The sequence below is a fragment of the Mesorhizobium sp. WSM4887 genome, from assembly GCF_029625865.1.
GTDB lineage: Bacteria > Pseudomonadota > Alphaproteobacteria > Rhizobiales > Rhizobiaceae > Mesorhizobium.
The window spans coordinates 22,860-37,307 of the sequence record NZ_JARTVP010000015.1; the positions used below are offsets into that span (position 1 = coordinate 22,860).

Annotated in this window: 16 protein-coding genes and 1 pseudogene; 10 read left to right on the top strand and 7 right to left on the bottom strand. The window is 59.0% G+C overall.

All coding sequences use genetic code 11. The features are described 5' to 3' along the window. Positions 1-8: 8 nt before the first annotated feature. The 5 genes from P9230_RS29600 to P9230_RS29620 all read right to left on the bottom strand — a co-directional run bounded on the left by P9230_RS29600 (position 9) and on the right by P9230_RS29620 (position 5,096). Complete coding sequence (locus P9230_RS29600) at positions 9-731, bottom strand: ABC transporter permease subunit (RefSeq protein WP_067330484.1); 723 nt, start codon at positions 729-731, stop codon at positions 9-11. 161 nt (positions 732-892) lie between these two features. Next, entirely contained in the window at positions 893-1,663 is a 771-nt protein-coding gene (locus P9230_RS29605; RefSeq protein WP_278111903.1) for a transporter substrate-binding domain-containing protein, read from the bottom strand. Between the two features lie 46 nt (positions 1,664-1,709). After that, positions 1,710-2,489 carry an ABC transporter ATP-binding protein gene (locus P9230_RS29610; protein WP_278121470.1) on the bottom strand — a complete coding sequence of 260 codons (780 nt, stop codon included), beginning with the start codon at positions 2,487-2,489 and terminating at the stop codon, positions 1,710-1,712. A gap of 136 nt (positions 2,490-2,625) precedes the next feature. Further along, complete coding sequence (locus tag P9230_RS29615) at positions 2,626-4,035, bottom strand: aldehyde dehydrogenase family protein (protein ID WP_278121471.1); 1,410 nt, start codon at positions 4,033-4,035, stop codon at positions 2,626-2,628. Further along, a complete protein-coding gene (locus P9230_RS29620) occupies positions 4,035-5,096 on the bottom strand; it encodes a homoserine dehydrogenase (protein ID WP_127324140.1) in 1,062 nt (353 codons plus the stop codon). Before P9230_RS29620 ends, P9230_RS29615 begins: the two co-directional genes overlap by 1 nt. Positions 5,097-5,277: 181 nt before the next feature. Between P9230_RS29620 and P9230_RS29625 the strand changes: the two genes are divergently transcribed. Continuing rightward, positions 5,278-5,790 carry an Lrp/AsnC family transcriptional regulator gene (locus P9230_RS29625; RefSeq protein ID WP_278121525.1) on the top strand — a complete coding sequence of 171 codons (513 nt, stop codon included), beginning with the start codon at positions 5,278-5,280 and terminating at the stop codon, positions 5,788-5,790. Here the strand turns inward: P9230_RS29625 and P9230_RS29630 are convergent. Beyond that, positions 5,747-6,391, bottom strand: a complete 645-nt coding sequence (locus tag P9230_RS29630; RefSeq protein WP_278121472.1) for a PTS sugar transporter subunit IIA — start codon at positions 6,389-6,391, stop codon at positions 5,747-5,749. The two genes, P9230_RS29625 and P9230_RS29630, sit on opposite strands and share 44 nt — an antisense overlap. A gap of 428 nt (positions 6,392-6,819) precedes the next feature. On the opposite strand from P9230_RS29630, the gene P9230_RS29635 reads away from it, so the two are divergent. The 3 genes from P9230_RS29635 (at position 6,820) to P9230_RS29645 (ending at position 8,710) form a co-directional block, all read left to right on the top strand. Then, a complete protein-coding gene (locus tag P9230_RS29635; RefSeq protein ID WP_127334739.1) occupies positions 6,820-7,233 on the top strand; it encodes a DUF5602 domain-containing protein in 414 nt (137 codons plus the stop codon). Beyond that, positions 7,230-7,754 carry a plastocyanin/azurin family copper-binding protein gene (locus P9230_RS29640; RefSeq protein ID WP_278121475.1) on the top strand — a complete coding sequence of 175 codons (525 nt, stop codon included), beginning with the start codon at positions 7,230-7,232 and terminating at the stop codon, positions 7,752-7,754. The genes P9230_RS29635 and P9230_RS29640 overlap by 4 nt, the downstream gene beginning before the upstream one ends. A gap of 98 nt (positions 7,755-7,852) precedes the next feature. After that, positions 7,853-8,710, top strand: coding sequence for an ATP-binding protein (locus tag P9230_RS29645; protein ID WP_082954127.1), 858 nt, complete (start codon positions 7,853-7,855; stop codon positions 8,708-8,710). Here the strand turns inward: P9230_RS29645 and P9230_RS29650 are convergent. Continuing rightward, positions 8,700-9,551 carry a LysR family transcriptional regulator gene (locus P9230_RS29650; protein WP_095800316.1) on the bottom strand — a complete coding sequence of 284 codons (852 nt, stop codon included), beginning with the start codon at positions 9,549-9,551 and terminating at the stop codon, positions 8,700-8,702. The genes P9230_RS29645 and P9230_RS29650 overlap by 11 nt on opposite strands. Positions 9,552-9,739: 188 nt before the next feature. On the opposite strand from P9230_RS29650, the gene P9230_RS29655 reads away from it, so the two are divergent. From P9230_RS29655 to fsa, 6 genes and pseudogenes are all read left to right on the top strand, one after another. Beyond that, positions 9,740-10,498 carry a gluconate 2-dehydrogenase subunit 3 family protein gene (locus P9230_RS29655; protein ID WP_067330512.1) on the top strand — a complete coding sequence of 253 codons (759 nt, stop codon included), beginning with the start codon at positions 9,740-9,742 and terminating at the stop codon, positions 10,496-10,498. Between the two features lie 27 nt (positions 10,499-10,525). Beyond that, positions 10,526-12,292 (top strand): GMC family oxidoreductase, encoded by a 1,767-nt coding sequence (locus P9230_RS29660; protein ID WP_278121479.1) that lies wholly within the window; start codon positions 10,526-10,528, stop codon positions 12,290-12,292. Positions 12,293-12,410: 118 nt separating this feature from the next. Next, positions 12,411-12,677, top strand: coding sequence for a c-type cytochrome (locus tag P9230_RS29665; RefSeq protein ID WP_347404015.1), 267 nt, complete (start codon positions 12,411-12,413; stop codon positions 12,675-12,677). 178 nt (positions 12,678-12,855) lie between these two features. Further along, a complete protein-coding gene (locus tag P9230_RS29670; protein WP_127241940.1) occupies positions 12,856-13,110 on the top strand; it encodes a hypothetical protein in 255 nt (84 codons plus the stop codon). Beyond that, a pseudogene (locus P9230_RS29675) lies at positions 13,061-13,431 on the top strand (DUF488 domain-containing protein). Before P9230_RS29670 ends, P9230_RS29675 begins: the two are co-directional and overlap by 50 nt. Before the next feature lie 125 nt (positions 13,432-13,556). Next, on the top strand, positions 13,557-14,213 hold the full coding sequence (gene fsa / locus P9230_RS29680) for a fructose-6-phosphate aldolase (RefSeq protein ID WP_278121481.1): 657 nt from the start codon (positions 13,557-13,559) through the stop codon (positions 14,211-14,213). Positions 14,214-14,448: the final 235 nt, after the last annotated feature.

Below are 14,448 nucleotides of genomic sequence, written 5' to 3' on the forward strand. Positions count from 1 at the left end.
CGAGCGTCCTAAGCGGTTTTCGGCTGCCCGCGTCGATAGCGGCTCTCGAGGAGGCCGAAGACGACGTTGGAGACAAGCGTGATGACGAGATAGACGGCAGCGGCGACCAGGAAGAACAGAAAATAGTGCTTCGTGTTGCCGGCCGCGATCCGCGTGGCGAGCGCCAACTCCTGATAGCCGACGACCGCGATCAACGCACTGTCCTTCGTCACCGACATCCAGAGGTTGGCAAGCCCAGGCAGGGCATTCGGGATCAATGCCGGCAGAGCGATACGGCGAAACCTCAACCATGGGCGCATGCCGAAGGAACTGGCGGCCTCGATCTGTCCAACAGGAATCGCCAGGATTGCGCCACGAAACACTTCGGTCATGTAGGCGCCCTGGACGATTCCGAGCACTGCGATTGCCGCGACAAACCCGTTGATCTCGACATTGGGAAGCCCGAAGCTCGAGAGAATTCGGTTCAGACCGTCAGTGCCGGCATAGTACAGACCTATAATCAGGATCAGTTCGGGAATGGCCCGAACCGCAGTCGTATAGACGTCGAGAAGAAGCAGGACCGGCGGGTTGCCCTTGAGTTTGCCAAGAGCCCCGCCAAGACCAATCAGCATCCCGAGAAGGTAAGCACCCAACGATATCGAAATGGTGGAAAGCGCGCCTTTGAGAAGCACGCCGCCCCATCCAGGCGGATAGGGGGAAAGCATTTCCAGGATCGACTGGGAGGTCGACATCTGAGTTCAACCTTGATTTTTGGGCGGGAACGAGAGCCGCGAAGCGCGATGCTTCGCATCCGGCGAACAACGCCGGCGGTGCACCGGCCAATGACCCGAGACATAACCGGCGGACAAGCGGGCTACGGCAGATGCGCTTACGTCGTCTGTCGTAGCCACACTCATTCACCGTACGGGTCGAAATCGAAGTACTTCTTCGAGATTTCCGCATACTTTCCGTTTGCTCTGACAGCCGTAATTGCTGCATTGAGCTTCTCGCGCAGTGCCTGATCGCCTTTTCTCAGTCCACCGCCGATGCCCGATCCAAGGATGGCCGGATCGTCTTTCACATTTCCCATGTCCTTGCAGCATTCCTTGCCGAAGTCGGATTTGAGGAGTTCCGACAGCGGTATGGAATCGCCGAAGACGTAGTCGATCCGGCCAGCGGCAAGATCCTGGAACGCCTCATCGAGCGTCGTGTAGGTTTTTTCCGATGCCTTGTCGGCGAAATATTTCTTGTAGTATTCGGACTGAATGGTCGACACCTGGATGCCGATCGTCTTTCCCGAAACATCATCCGGCGAAGCTCCGGTCGTGCCATCCTTGGCGCCAATCAGTTTGCTCGGCGTGTTGTAGTATTTGTCGGTGAAGTCGATCGTCTGCTTGCGCTCGTCGGTGATCGACATCGACGACCAGATGACATCGAATTTTTTCGCCTGAAGCCCTGGAATGAGGCCGTCCCAGGACATGTCGACGACAGAGCAGGTTTCCTTCATCTCGGCGCAGACAGCATCCATCAGCTCGATTTCCCAGCCGACCCACTTGCCGGAGGGGTCTTTGGTGAAGAAGGGCGGATAGGCTTCGTTCATGATGCCAAAGCGAACTTCGGCACTCGCAGTGGCGATTGACAGGGCGAGCGCGGCCCCTGTCAGCAGGATGGACAGCAATTTCATTCAATTCCCCTTTCTTGAGTTTTCGTCAGGTTGGAAACAGGGAGGGTCAGCCGCTCAACGCGCCGGTAAATTCTCGGCAACGGGCAGTTATCGGCGCACCGAAGACTTGATCCGGCGACCCTTCTTCTTCGACGCGCCCCTGATGCAGGAACATCACGTGACTGGAGACGTCGCGAGCGAATTTCATCTCATGCGTCACGAGGAGCATCGTTCGGCCCTCGTCCGCGAGATCTCGGATAACCTTCAGGACCTCGCCGACAAGTTCAGGATCCAGGGCGGAAGTAGGCTCGTCGAACAGCATCACGGCCGGGTCGACACAAAGGGCACGAGCGATGGACGCGCGCTGCTGTTGGCCGCCCGACAGGAAGGCCGGATAGGCGTGCCGTTTCTCATAAAGTCCGACCTTCGCAAGCAAACTGTCGGCCCGATCGATCGCCTCGCTGCGGCTCACCCCCAGCACATGAACCGGGGCCTCGATGGCATTCTGGAGCACCGTCAGGTGGGGCCAGAGATTGAAACTCTGGAACACCATGGCCAGGCCGGTCCGCATACGCTCGATCTGCCGCCAGTTGGCCGGATACCCCCGTCCGCCTTGGCCGGACTTCATGAGAACCTCTTCGCCATTGATGACAAAGCGGCCGCGATCCGGAATCTCGAGAAAGTTGATGCACCGCAGAAAGGTGCTTTTGCCTGACCCCGAAGACCCGATGAGCGAGATGACATCGCCCTTCTCAGCCGACAGCGATATTCCCTTCAGGACTTCATGCTTGGCGTAGCTCTTGTGGACATTATCCACGAGCAAGGCAGGAGGAGCCTTTTTCGTCATGCCTGTAGTTCCCTATGGAATTCTTATTGGGTTTTGCCGGATAGTACCCGGCCCGGTATGCGGCTTTCCCGCGTATTCGTGGTCAGACGCGCGGAAAATGAGCTCTCAAGGCGGCTCTTTTGCGGGAGAAAGACAGCTAGGCTCGATTGATGCAGATGACCTTTGGCTGTGTCATCTCTTCGTAGGCAAAGCGAACGCCTTCACGCCCCATGGCGCCATACTTGAAACCGCCGAACGGCATGGCATCAAATCGATAATCGGAAGAGTCGTTGATCATCACTCCTCCTGCCTCGATCTGCCCGGCGGCATCCAATGCGTCGCCGATGTTGTTGGTGAAGACGCCTGCGTGCAGGCTGTATTCGGGACCGTTCGCCATCACGATCGCATCGGCGAGTGTATCGAAGGATTGCAGGAGGACGACGGGCGCGAAGACTTCCTCCGCCCACAATCGACATGTCTTCGGCACACCTTCCAGCACGGTTGGCTGATAGACTGTTCCTGCTCGACGGTGCCCGCACAGGAGCTTTGCTCCCGCGGCAATGGCGTCGTCGACCATCGTCTCCGCGCGTTTGGCCGCCTGTTCCGAAATCATCGGGCCGACGTCGGTATCCTCGCGCTCTGGATTGCCGGCAAGCAGGTTGCGCGTACCAGCCACGAACGCTTCACGGAACCGCTCATAGACCGGCGCCTGGATGATAATCCGCTGGGTGCCGATGCAATTCTGGCCGGCAGCCCAGTACGCGCCCGACACGCACGCATCGACCGCCTTGGCGAAGTCACAATCCGCCAGGACTACGACAGGTGCATTGCCGCCGAGATCCATGGCGAGCTTCTTCAGCCCTGCTGTCCTGGCAATTGCTTCTCCGGTCGCAAAACCTCCGGTGAACGACACCATTCGGACATCGCGCGCCGAGACGATCGCGCTGCCCAGGTCGGCGCCGCCGACAGCGACCGTGATGATCTCCTCAGGCAACCCGGCTTCGACCAGCGTTTCGACAAGGCGGATCGCCGAAAGCGGGGTCAGTTCGGACGGCTTCAGCAAGACGGCGTTGCCGCCGGCGATTGCCGGCCCGAGCTTATGGGCGACGAGATTGAGCGGGTCGTTGTAAGGAGTAATCGCTGCGATGATCCCTAGCGGCTCCCGCGTGAACCAGCCTTGACGCGCCTCGGAACCGGCGTAAGCGTCGAACGGAATGACCTCACCGGCGTTGCGTTTTGCTTCTTCCGCGGAGAGCTTCAGCGTGTTGACGCACCGAGAGGCTTCCTTGCGGGCCTGGACGATGGTTTTGCCGGCTTCCCGTACAATCAAGCGGGCAAAATCCTCGTTCTGGCGCTCGACGGCGCGGGCGGCCTTTTCCAATATAGTCGCTCGCTGGTGTCTCGGCAGCGCTCGCGACAAGACAGCTCCGGTTTTGGCGCGATTTATGAGCGCCGCAATCTGGTTGGCAGCAGTGCTTTCGACGCTGCCGATCACCGTTCCATCATAGGGATTTCTGACGGCTATCTGCTCGAACACATCGGCGACACGCAATTTTGCAGCGGTCATCACGCGGCCTCCTTCTTGTCGGCGGAAGGGCGGCACTGATGGATGGTGATGATGTCCGAGAGGAGCGCATAGGCCGTCTCGACCCTGCCTGCGCCGGGTCCGGTCACCGTCACCGCGCCGAGAAGGTCTGTCTTGAGCGAGATGGCGTTGATCGCCCCGCCAACGGCGGCGAGCGCATGATCGAGCGCAAGGCGCTGCGGTCCCACACGGGCTGCGATACCACCGTCCTGGCGAACCGAGGCCGAGCCGATCAGCTTCCAGCGATAGCCTTCTCGCGTCGCCGCGTCGATATCGGCCACGGTCAGGCCCGAAATACCCTTGCAGTCCACGTCCTGCGGCGTCAGCTTTCCACCGAGTAGTTCATTTGCGAGGATGACGACTTTCAACCGGACATCGTGACCTTCAACATCGGCAGTAGGGTCGGCTTCCGCATAACCGAGGTCCTTTGCTTCTTTTACCGCCTCCGCGAAGGAAAGCCCGCCCTCCATGCGGCCAAGAACAAAGTTCGAGGTGCCGTTCAGAATCCCTTCGAAACCATGAAGCCCGGCGCCCGCGAGCGTCCTTTGGGCCATACGAATGACCGGGGTGCCGCTCATGACAGCCCCCTCATGTTCAAACATCACGCCGTGCCGCGCCCCGAGTGCCTTCAGCTCCGTGGCCGCCAGGGCAACCGGGCCCTTGTTGGTTGTGACGACGTGCTTGCCGCTTTCGAGTGCCCAACGGCAATGGGATACGGCCGGCTCGCCATCGACCGGATTGGTGAAGGTCGCCTCGGCGACAATGTCAGCCGGAGCCTGCTTGATGACCTTTTCGTTGTCGGCTTCGGCACTGCCGCCGGACAGTTGTGCGAACCCGCCCCTCGCGAATCTGGTTTCCACCAGCATGCGCGCGTCGATGCCGTTGGGAGAAATGACTGAGCCGAGATGGAGATCGGTAACAGCGACGATGTTTAAACGGAAGCCGAGTTCGGCATTCCAACGATCATTGCTTCCTGCGATCAGCTCGGCCAAGGCGCGGTTGACACCGCCGAAACCGATAAGCGCGATATTGTACTGTGTCATGCCAATTCCTCTCGTGAGCGATGGATGATGATGAACGAGCCGAGAGGCAGGTCGAAGCTCGCAGAATGGCCAAAGAACTGGTCAGCCTGCACGCTGAGCCGGCAAAATGCCCGGAACGCGCAAAACTCATCAATTGTCGCGGGAGAAGCGAGCATCGGCCAAATTTTGACGATTGACCGCGATTGGGAACTATAGTCAGCGGAAAGTCTCAGGCGCGAGGAGAAAATCGGAGTTACTGGATCAGTTCGACCGAACCATCCTTGAGATCATGCAGCGGGATTGTCAGATGAAGGCGGAAGCCATTGGAGAGATGGTTGGCCTTTCAGCGTCCGCTGTTCAGCGTCGCATTAAGCGGATGCGGGAGGAACGGATCATCTCCGCGGAAATCGCCCTTGTGGACCGCAAGGTTGCTGGAAGTCCGATGACGTTCATTGTCGGAATGGAGATCGAGCGCGAAAACTACGATGCTCTATCGAAATTCCGGGCTTGGGTCGAGAAACAGGATCACATCCAACAGGTCTACTATGTGACTGGATCAGTGGATCTCGTTGCAATCATCACGGCACAGGATGTGGAGCAGTACGACGAGATCACCGCGCAGATCATGTCCCAAAATCCACAGATCAAGCGAATGCACACCAATGTTGTCCTCAAGGACATAAAAACAGGAATGTTTGTCCCAGTATCGCCATAGCAAATGCGACCGTGGTGATGTTTACAGTCTCGGCAATGCTTGCCGGCGTGGCGGTGATCGTGACCGCGCCGGTAGGCTTCGTTGGTACGCGAAAGCTGTCGGTCCGCTGTCCGAGCATCTGATCCGGGGAAATATGCAAATTGGTGGAACTCGGGAGCAGCTGAGTTTCGAGAACCGTCAACGCCTCATCTGCGGATTGTGCAAGGCGGAGCCGCTCTCGAACCTGAGATGCCCGAAGCAGCCGGCATATTCGCGAAAGGGCAGGGAGGAAGGCGCAAGAGGCTGAGCGCGGCCAAAGGATAGTGTAAATGAGATCGACTGGGTCGTCGTCGGGACCGTCGAAATCCACAGGCGGGACCAAGCGTGTCAAAGACGCGACAGGCGAGGAGATGTTATCCAGTAGAGCGTGCGGGATCGCCACGCCACGACCGATGCCGGTCGAGGCGAGGCGCTCGCGGTCGAAAAGACCGCGGAGAACCACCTTCTCGTCAAGTCCACTCCTTCGAGCGATCCTGATCGCGATTTTCGACAAGGCTGATTGCTTTCCCTTTGTCACAAGGTCAAGCGAGATGTCTTCTTCCGACAAGATGGGGGAGATCATCGGGGTCAAACCTCCGCGTCGATCCAAACGCAAGCGCAAATGAGTGTTCAGCCGCGCTGCTTAGGCAGAGCCGAAATCACTTTCGAATGAAGTTCAGATCCTGGCCGTCCCGGACGCGAAGCCAGGGCCCTCTCGCGTCCGGGTTAATGGCCCGTTTTGAGGCGTTTCGGCATTCGCCGGAAATCGAGGTTAAAAATACGCATAGCAGTTTGAAGGTAGTGAAAGATTTTTCGAAATCAAGCAAACCGTACGCGACCTGACGAGCAAAAATAGTGCACTGAGACAACAGTTAATTTCGTTTGACGACCGGAACAGTCTCCTGCTTGCTGGTTGGACGCGATAAGGCCGTCTCACCAATGAATATCAGTTGTCGACCTTCCTATAGATCAACGGTGGTCGCATTTTTAGTTCAACAAGGAGATACCGTGATGAAAAAACTCATCCTCGCAGTTGCCTTCACAGCGGGCAGTTCGCTTTGCGCCATGGCGGCGGATGAGGTCACCAAAGCCCCACCAGCGGCTCCTTACGAACAGGTCAGCAAGCTCGTGAAGCTGCCCGACTTCCTGCCGGGCATGGGCCAACTTTTCGTCGATCCGACGACATTGCCTGCCGGCCCGTTCCTTGCCTATGACCATGACGGCAAGCTTGTCAGCACCATCTACATGCTGCCGATCAAGGATCTCAATCCGGACAAGCGTTTGGACGACCTCAAGGCGCCGGGCGGCAATGTCGACCATGTCGACATCTACTACAATGCCGGGCATCCCGGCGTTCCGGAACCGCACGCCCACGTCGTGTTGTGGCACGTCTCTGCCGCCGACGAAGCACGTGTCGCCAAATGAGCGTCACACGTCGTCAGGTACTGGGCGGGGGTGGCGGGCTTGTGGCTGCCCTTTCCCTCTCTCCCCAGGTCGCGTGGGCCGACGAGGTGGTGGAAATCAGAATGCGAGGCCGCGACGACGGCTCACAGGTCTGGTTCGACCCGATCGGCATCCTGGTCGAACCGGGACAGACGGTGCGCTGGACGAATCTCAATTCCGGCAATTCGCACACGGCGACTGCCTACAGTCCGACGAACTTCGAGAGACCGCGCCGCATGCCCAAGGCGGCAAAACCGTGGGATTCCGACTACCTCCTGCCCAACGAGAGCTTTTCGGTCATTTTCACCGAGAAGGGGGTCTATGACTACTATTGCATCCCGCATGAGCACGCCGGAATGGTCGGACGTATCATCGTCGGCACGCCCGAGGCACATGGCTGGAGCGAGCTGGTTGGCGCGAATGGCGATCTGCCGGAGGCGGCCCTCGATGCATTTCCGAAAGTCGAAGACATCATGGCACGAGGGTTCGTCCGGCGCGACTAGACCACGCCTGCGGGACCGGGCTGAAACAAGGAAGGATTGGATGCTGCGTCAGACCGGGGCACGAGTTCCCGGCTGTCGTCGATTGGGGGACGGCTCTCATGGCAAGCGACGTGCATACATGCGAAAATCAGTCGCGGTCTCAAGCTGCGCGAGGCGGGCGCTCTCAGCTGCTGGACGCTTCTATCGATGGCTGGGCCGTAGTCGAGGGACGCGAGCGTGCGAGGAATCGGCTTGCTGCATTGGGCGAGATGACTGGCGGCATTGCGCATGACTTCAGGAACCTGCTGGCGGTCATCGAGTCTGGCCTGAGGCTTGCCGAAGCAAGAGCCGACGAGCCCAACCGTGTGAGGGCCTGCATCACGCTGGCGCGGGAAGGAATCAATCGCGGGATCGATTTGACCTCGCAGCTCCTCGCCTTTGCAAAGCACCAGGAACTTGATGCTCATGCTGGCGACGTGAATGAATTCCTCAGATCCTTCGCGCCTTTGCTGAGGTACGGCGGCGGACCCGATGTGCGCGTCGAGCTTGAACTCGGTGCAGAAACTCCCGACTGCCTGATCGATCCCGCATTGTTCGACACCGCAGTGCTTAATCTCGTCGTCAACGCGCGCGATGCCATGCCAAATGGCGGCGAGATCAGAGTCATCACCGGACCGTTGGTGCAGGAGACCGCGACACCCGATCCGCCGGGGCCGGGAACCTATGTCTGCGTTAGCGTCAAGGACCAAGGTTGCGGCATGACCGCCGAAGTGTTGCGAAACGCGTTCGATCCTTTCTTCACCACGAAGGGTGAGGAAGGTACCGGCATGGGGCTGCCGCAAGTGCGCGCATTGATGCGTATGATCGGCGGCCATGTTCGCATTGCAAGCGAGCCGGGGATTGGGACGACAGTCGACCTGCTGTTCCCGTCAATCCGACCGGATGTCAAAGCCTCGTCAAGAATGACTAGAATTTAACGTCGCCGCCTGCAACGGCATGTAATCCTGACAGGGCAGGACCTACTACGCTCTCATCCGCACTCGCGGATTGCACCGCGTACACCGGATAGGAGAACTGGGGCATTTCAGGCACAAGATGAAGCCGGCCGGCTTCTATGTGAGGTTGCACAGAGCTCATTCGGAAATATCCGGACCCGCCAGCGGCCAGAACATAGTTCAATCCGAGCGGACCGAGGTCGAAGGAAAGATCCGGCGCAGCACTCGGGAAATTCACGCCGTGATGAAGCTCAAAATCCGGCCCCCAATCCATATAGACATAATCGGATCCGTCCAGGAGTTGCGCTTCGGGGTTGGTGGTCGCGAGAACCAGTTTTTCCTCAAGAAGCAGATCGATCTTCAAGCCCGGTCTGTGTGGGGGCGCGTACATGATGGCTATGTCGACCATTCCCGAGGCGACCTGGTTGATCAGGTCCTGTGGCACATCGACATGCACTCTAAGTGCAATATCCTGAAGCGAGCGGCGCATCCATCGGACCCAATCGAGCAGAAGAGGTTGCGCAAGGCTGACTTCGCTGCCGACCGTCAGAACAGCCCGGCGTCCCGTAGGCACGGCAACCTGGTGAAGGGTGCGTTGCCATAGTTGGACGAACATCGGAGCGTGCCGCAGAAATTGCTCACCCGCGGGCGTGAGCGAAGCGCCGCCTTTGTGGCGAACGAAGAGTGGTCGGCCCAATTGTTGCTCGAGGTTGCGGATCCGTGCGCTGACGGTCGTCTGGGCGACGTTCAAGCGCTCCGAGGCGCGAATGAAGCTCCCGGTCGAGACGATCTCAACAAAGGTGCGAGCGAGTTCGATATCCATGACCGCTGATAGCATAAAAGTTGCGCTTAAATGTCAATGAATTTCGTTTGCCACATAGTAGGCGCGAACATTAGGCTCTCCGAATACTCACCGGATTGAGCGCTGAATGCGGCGCAGCGCCGGGATGGAGCGGGCATAGGCCTTTCCATCCTCACCCTCGTTTTGCCCGCAGTGTCACAGGAGCGATCATGTCGACGAAAGAAAAGAACGGCCAAGGCGATGTCGGACGTCGTGACTTTCTAAAACTGTTCGGCGCAGCCGGCGCGGCAGCGGGCACCCTGCCGTTTGGCGGATCCACATCGGCGGACGAGATCGTGGCAGCTGCCGCCACGGACACGAAGCACCATCACGCCGCCGAACCTCGTGCCCGAGGCGGTGGCTACGAATTCTTCAATGTCGACGAATCCGCCTTCGTCGAGGCGGCGGTCGACACGCTCATTCCAAAGGATGCGGCCGGTCCCGGAGCCAAGGAGCTTGGCGTGGCGACATACATCGACCGGCAGATGGCCAGCGGATACGGCAAGGGCGACCGGCTTTATCTGGAAGGGCCGTTCGGCGAGGGTACGCCCGGGCAGGGATATCAATTGCCGATGACGCCCTCGGAACTGATCCGGGCGGGAATCGCCGACGTCAATGCCGTCGTACAGAAAAGCCACAAGAACAGCTTCGCGGCCCTTTCGGCAAAGGACCGCGCCGCCGTTATGGCGGACCTTGAGGCCACGAAGACCGAGCTTCCAACGGTGCCCGCTGCAACCTTCTTCAGCCTCCTTCTGCAGCTCACGATCGAGGGTTATTTCGCGGACCCGATGTACGGCGGGAACAAGGACGCAGCTGCCTGGAAGATGATCGGCTTCCCCGGCGCAGATGCCATGTACGTGGACAAGATCGAGCCGTTCCGGAACAAGCCCTACAAGGCTGAACCGAAGGGCATCCAGGACCTCATTTGATCGCCGCAAGAAAAAGGAGACTTTGACATGGCCACCAAACTGAACCCGGTCGATGTGCTGATTGTCGGTCTTGGATGGACAGGCGGCATCATTGCCAAGGAGCTTGCATCCACCAAGCTCAAGATCGTCGCCCTTGAGCGGGGAGGCCCGCGTGACACCAATCCGGATTTCATCGATCCTGAAATCCACGACGAACTGCGCTACGCCGCCCGCCACGACCTCATGCAGAACGTGCGGCGGGAAACCATTACATTCCGCAATAGTGAATCGCAAACGGCGCTGCCGATGCGTCAACTCGGCTCGTTCTTGCCAGGGCAGGGTGTCGGCGGTGCCGGCGTGCATTGGAACGGCGTGACCTGGCGCTGGCTCGAATGGGATCATCAGGCGCGCACCCGGACCGTCGACAAGTACGGCGAAAAGATCATCCCTTCGGACATGCACCTGCAGGACTGGCCGATCACCTATGACGATCTCGAACCCTATTACGACAAGTTCGAAAAGACCTGCGGCACCTCCGGCAAGGCCGGCAATCTCAACGGCAAGAAAATCGACGGCGGCAATATCTTCGAGGGCGCGCGTAAGGAGGATTATCCCAACCCGCCAATGATCGCCGCGCAGAGCATGGTGATGTTCGAGAAGGCGGCCCGCAATCTCGGCTACCATCCCTTCCCAAACCCCTCGTCCAACGCGTCTCGCGATTACGTCAATCCCGATGGCGTGGCGTTCGGCCAATGCCACTACTGCGGCTACTGCGAGCGTTTCGGCTGCGAGGCGAATGCAAAAGCCAGCCCACATTTCACCGTTATTCCGCTGGCGCTGAAGAATCCGAATTTCGAACTGCGCACAAATTCGATCGTGCTGAAGGTCAATCTCGATTCGATCCGCAAGAAGGCCGTCAGCGTAAGCTATCTCGACGCTCGCGGGCGAGAATTCGTACAACCTGCCGACCTCATCATCCTGTCGGCCTACGCGCTCGGCAACGTCAACCTGCTGCTGCAGTCGGGGATCGGCGTTCCTTACGATCCCGCCACGGGGAAAGGCGTGGTCGGCCGAAACTATGCCTACCAGTGTGGCGGCGGGGCTACCGCCTTCTTCGACAAGAAGACCATCCTGAACCGCTTCATGGGCGCCGGCGCGCTCGGCACCTGCATGGATGATTTCAACGGCGACAACTACGATTTCGTGAAGGCCGGATACATCGGCGGCGGCGGTATCAGTTGCAGCAACTCGGGCGCCCGGCCTATCCAGTCACATCCGACACCCCATGGCACGCCGCGCTGGGGCTCGGACTGGAAGAAAGCAGTGGTCGACAACTATGACCATGCTGCCAACGTTGGCAATCAAGGCGCGGTGATGGCCTACAGGCAGAACTATCTCAGCCTCGATCCGACCTATACGGACATCTTCGGACGCCCGCTGATGAGGATGACGTTCGATTTCCAGGATAACGAAATAAAGCAGATGAACCGCCAGGCCGACATCTGCGTGACAATCGCCAAGGAGATGGGCGCGATCAGGGTCGACCGGAGCATTCCGCCGGTGCCCTATTCCATCGTTCCCTATCAGAGCACTCACAATACCGGCGGGGCCGTTTTCGGCGCCGACCCCACCACCAGTGTCCTGAACAAACATCTTCAGGTCTGGGATGTCCCGAACGTATTCGTCACCGGCGCCTGCGTATTTCCGCAGAACGCCGGGAAGAATCCGACCGGACCGGTGGGCGCTCTTGCCTATTGGGCGGCGGACGCGATCAAGAATTATCTGAAGAACCCCGGCCCATTGGTTCCCTCCTGAGGCAAGTCTGCCGGGTCCGGATCCAAGCTTCGGATCCGGCAGGCTGTGCGTTTCGAATACCGACATAACCAGGGTGGCTTGGCGACAACCAAGCCGCCCCTGATTGAAGCACGCGAAGATGAGATCGACGATTCTTGGATTGACGACCGCGGTTCTCACCGCAGTCGGCTCTGCGCAGGCGCAGGACAAATCTCCTGGCAATGCTGACGCCGGCGCCTCGGTCTTCAAGAGATGCAGGGCCTGCCATGCGGTCGGGCCCGACGCCAAGAACGGGGTAGGGCCGGTATTGAATGGCGTCGTTGGCCGTGCGGCAGGCACTTACCCTGGTTACAGCTATTCCGCGGCGAACAAGAATTCGGGCCTGACCTGGATGAACCGACGCTGACCACATATCTGCACGCGCCGCGCAAGTTGGTGCCCGGCACGAAGATGACATTCGCTGGTCTCAGCAAAGACCAGGAGATCGCCGATGTGATCGCCTATCTGAAACAATTCAACGCCCAAGGACAGAAGGCCTCTCCCTGAGCCAGGGACGATCTGTCCGGCTTGCAAAGCACAATCTTATGAAATTCCTCCTGCATCAGGGCCTGGGGTATTCGACCGTTCATCAGATCGGCGACTACCTGCGAAGCCACGGAACCGGCCATCACTGGATCGAACGGTATCGGGGCAGCATCTTCGTCATCGTATCCGATCAAGCCGACGAGATGATCCTTCGAAACGAGTTCTCCGGGCTTCTCGATGCCGTCAACGAAAGGAGACGGACGGATGAGCGGAAAAGCCATCGACGAGAGCATAAAACTGAAGCGCGCCTATGAGAGCCCAGCTGCCGACGATGGCACGCGGGTGCTGATTGACCGGCTTGGCCGCGCGGGGTCAAGAAGATCGATGCCGGCATCGACTGCTGGATGAAAGAACTCGCGCCAAGCACCGAGCTTCGGAAATGGTTCGGACACGATCCCGCCCGCTGGGACGAATTCCGTCGGAGATATGCGGCGGAAATCCACGCGCATGGCGATGAGCTCGACCGGCTCCGCGACCTGATACGACACGGCCCTGTCACGCTCGTCTACTCGGCTCATGACGAGGCCCACAACGATGCCGTCGTCCTGAGAGAGATTTTGCTGGGACATCGCTAGAGACGTCGCGCCGCCCTGCCTTTGTGCCATCAAGGACATGGGGCGTGTGACCACTACAGCGGGTTCAAATCACTTTTCTGGAACCAAACCGAGCAAGGTTCATCAAATCATCGAGGAGACGCACAATGAAATTCTTTGTCGATACAGCCGATATATCTGAAATTCGCGAGCTTGCCGCGGCAGGCTTTGTCGATGGGGTGACCACGAACCCGTCGCTCATCTCGAAGACCGGTCGGCCGATCAGGGATGTGATCAAGGAGATCTGCGGGACGATCGAAGGCCCGGTTTCAGCGGAAGTCACCGCGGCCGACTTCGACGGCATGATTGCCGAAGGAGAGCGTTTGGCGAGCATCGCGACCACCGTGGCCATCAAGGTACCATCCACCTGGGATGGGTTCAGGGCTTGTCGGGCGCTCGCTCGCCTCGGCCACAAGGTCAATGTCACGCTGTGCTTTTCCGCAAACCAAGCATTGCTTGCGGCCAAGGCGGGCGCGACGTTCATTTCGCCCTTCATCGGCAGGCTCGACGACCTCGGATTGGACGGCATGGAAGTGGTCCGGGAAATCCGCGCGATCTACGACAACGACGCATGCTTCACGACGGAAATCCTGGCTTCTTCAATACGCACTCCACTCCATGTCAAAGCTGCGGCAATTGCAGGCGCCGATATTGCGACCATTCCCCCAACTGTACTTCGGAGCCTTGCCAAGCATCCACTCACCGACAAGGGGTTGGCATCCTTTCTCGCGGACTGGGGCAAGACCAGGCAAGCGATCCTTTAAAACTTGCTGGCCGGCGGTCCGACTTGAGCCGTGAGCAGCCCAAGGGACGGGCTGGTCGAGAACACGCGCCGTGGTGACACCGACAGCCTCAAAGTGGCCGGCATGTTCACTTTGTCCTCACTTCGTCCGTCCATCACATGCTCCTGGAATCCAACACAAAAAATGCATTCAATCGCTCACTAAATTCGTTTGCATGGTGCCCTGGATGGCAGGAGACTGGGACGTAGCGGTTCCG